The sequence below is a fragment of the Erwinia sp. genome, assembly GCF_049696395.1.
In the GTDB taxonomy this organism is placed as follows: Bacteria; Pseudomonadota; Gammaproteobacteria; order Enterobacterales; family Enterobacteriaceae; genus Erwinia.
In genome coordinates, this window is record NZ_JBAVTT010000134.1 from 1 (window position 1) to 2,813 (window position 2,813).

Annotated in this window: 3 protein-coding genes and 2 pseudogenes; 2 read left to right on the top strand and 3 right to left on the bottom strand. The window is 46.4% G+C overall.

Features of this window, described 5'->3' with window-relative positions:
- Positions 1-235: 235 nt before the first annotated feature.
- Both WCC56_RS16710 and WCC56_RS16715 read left to right on the top strand, forming a co-directional pair.
- Positions 236-391 (top strand): annotated as a pseudogene (locus WCC56_RS16710) (STM2901 family protein); the annotation flags it as partial.
- Positions 392-533: 142 nt separating this feature from the next.
- Positions 534-734 (top strand): annotated as a pseudogene (locus tag WCC56_RS16715) (DUF1493 family protein); the annotation flags it as partial.
- A 361-nt stretch (positions 735-1,095) separates the two neighbouring features.
- On the opposite strand, the gene WCC56_RS16720 reads toward WCC56_RS16715, so the two are convergent.
- The 3 genes from WCC56_RS16720 to WCC56_RS16730 form a co-directional block, all read right to left on the bottom strand.
- The gene (locus WCC56_RS16720; protein ID WP_424693463.1) at positions 1,096-1,515 is read right to left on the bottom strand and encodes a WapI family immunity protein; all 420 of its coding nucleotides are present in this window, start codon (positions 1,513-1,515) and stop codon (positions 1,096-1,098) included.
- On the bottom strand, positions 1,515-2,207 hold the full coding sequence (locus WCC56_RS16725) for a hypothetical protein (protein ID WP_424693464.1): 693 nt from the start codon (positions 2,205-2,207) through the stop codon (positions 1,515-1,517). Before WCC56_RS16725 ends, WCC56_RS16720 begins: the two co-directional genes overlap by 1 nt.
- Before the next feature lie 69 nt (positions 2,208-2,276).
- Entirely contained in the window at positions 2,277-2,408 is a 132-nt protein-coding gene (locus WCC56_RS16730) for a hypothetical protein (RefSeq protein ID WP_424693465.1), read from the bottom strand.
- Between the last annotated feature and the right edge of the window lie 405 nt (positions 2,409-2,813).

The window sequence follows — 2,813 nt, forward strand, 5'->3', positions numbered from 1 at the left end:
TAGAAATCGGCCGCCGGATACCGATTTAAAGAGTGAAAAATTTCTGTTGCTGAAACTGACCCGAAATTTTAATGTGCAGCTTGCAGAGATTCCGCTGGAAGGTGAGGTGCCGATCACAACCTGACTGGCCGCGTTCTATATTCAGCTGTCACACTGGAATGAGTGAAAATGCAGCGCCACTCTGTGCCAGGCTTTACTAAAGGGAATTAGTGAAATGGATACAACAGAATAAATTATAAGATTTAGTTATGTAACTAACTTGGGCGCATTTGCAGGCCGCTGGATACCGATTTTAGGTATAGTTTTTGTCATGAATGATGTATCCCGAATTAGCTTTAACACCGTTAGTACCTATAACCGAATTGCAAGAGGAGGCGAAAAGGTATGTTAATGGACGATCTAGAATTGGCGGTTATGGACTGGTATGACAATACCTATAACAAAAAGCTGTTTTTGCGAGAAATAAGCCATAGTTAACGCTCGAAACCAGTCTCTCTACAGGAAGGTATCCCTGGGCCCGTGAAACGGGAGATGACATCATGCAGGATTATTTCCAGCGCTTTAATGTCGATAGTGGTTCATTCAACTTCTTAACGTATTGGCCTAATGAAAAGGGGTTACTTCCCAATTTCCTCCGTCCAAAATCTCAAAAAGTGCCAGACGTTGAACCAAAGCCATTAACAATTAGCATGCTAATCGCTTCTGCTAAGGCCAGAAAGTGGCTGTTTGACTGATTGCCTGGATAAGTTACGATCGCTTCCTCAGAGGAACTGCAGATCCAACCCGGCGAAAACCTGCCAGCAAGGCTGGCCAGGCACAAGATCAGCGACAGAAATTGCGGCTCAACAAAGAAGTTATAAACATTTTTTGCTGTTTAATAACCTGCCCAATATCTATACCGATCGGGTCAAATCCGACATAACTGACTGAGCGTTGTATCGAATTCCAGGGAGAGGTCAGAAGGGCCGTATGAGGCGCAGATTTTAACAGTGTATAAACCGATCGGGGAATGTTCTGTGTGATAACTATTTGATGTATTTTAACTTTGTTAAGGCAGCTTAGCACGAATGGTCAGCTGACTTAACAAAGTGTCCGTTAATTAGTCAGTATGGACTCTACCCCACGAATTAGGTCGGGGAAATAAGACTGGTCAATCACGATGCCACCCTTGAGCGTCCACCCTTCATCTTCTTGAGGGCTGGCAGTAAAGTTGAAGCCGATAATATCATCGCCTTCAACCTCACGGACTTCAAACGTAAACACAGGCACTCTTGGCGTGAATAATTCAGGAGCCGCTTCGATGTTGTTCGTGATCTTGTTATAGAACCGCGAAAGCATGTCTCGAAGCCTTTCCAGATCAAAAAGGGTCAGCTCACACTCGCATTGCAGCTTTATGGAAGGTTCTTCAATCTCCAGCCAGCACACAATCAGATCTTGTCGGCGATCTTCCAGAACTTCGATTCGCTCGACAAAGGAGAAGCGGAATAAGACGCTTTCATTTTTGATTTCAAACATTATCGAACCGCCTCTATGTGGTAGTGCATTACTGTCCAGTCCTTCTCTCTGACGACAACCTGTAAAGTATATTTCTTAGGTCTATAAACGATCGCATTCCCTTCAACTCTTTTAGTGAGGCGGGTCATGCCTATTAGGTATTCGAACTGGCCGGGTATCTTTTGTGGATCCGGAACTCGCCTTCCGAACCTTACCGCTTTTTCAAGGATATGAACGGGAATATACCTTCCAGGGTCGGCCATATGTTTGGCAGTGGCTTGCGTGAACAACAGATTCTTTACTGACAGACCAGCCTTGAAGCGTCCCTTCAAGATATTGAGCGCACCGCCGCTTAATGCAGCCTTGACTCTGTTACTGGTGGCCGCCTCAAACAATCCTACACCTGTGCGCAGCAGACGAAATGCACCAAACATGAATAAGGCAATGTCGATGGGGTCAATCAGCGGCGCCTCTAAGGGGGCTTCTTCGAGCATCGCAAATCGCCCATCAGCGTCATATATTTGCCACAGACCGGGCGCCTGAGCTACAGAGTAGCCAATGCATACACCTGTTTGGTCGTCGATAATGGGCTGAGCGTTATGTGGAGGGCGATAGGTGGGAGTTATTGCGAAATATTCGCCTGGCGACAGAGGTGTTCTGAAATGGTATTGATGCCCTGGCGCGTTCCGATCCATTTGGTTTAAATCTGCCATTACAAGATCCTATGTAGTGATATCCTCAGGGAATTAAATAACACACGGCCTTTAAAGGCAAACAAAGCATTATTTTTGCATGTAGATGGTCTTAGTGACCGCCAGCTCAAGAAGCACTGCCAGCACGGCCATGGTGATTATGTTTGCCTTACCGCGCTTCCAGCCGTCAAACTTCAGTACGAACAAAAGCCAAGTGATCACAATGGCCATCAGCGCTTAAAAAGAAACGTCAACCCCGCCACGGAAGACTGATTCATCGCCGCGATCGGCAATATGCTTATCGGCAAGGATAAACAGGTGAACTGAACCCCTAAACCTGGACAATTTTGCTAAAAACCTTTTTGAAACTGAGTCCTGTAATCCACCGGATTCATCCCCGGAATAGCAAAACTTTTCCTGCTGAATCCGCGCCCACCCATCGGGCATTTACGTCATGTCAGGCCTCCGGCTGAGTGCAAGTCAGATGAGGGCTACCATTAATTGCTGAAAAAGCGCTCTGGCAGCACACGGGCTTGTGCCCGCAAACCACTTCCCTTAATCTAGCCACAGATTGCACGTTTTAAATGACTCGGGGTGCCGTTTCTTTCCAAAGAAAGGGCTGAGAAA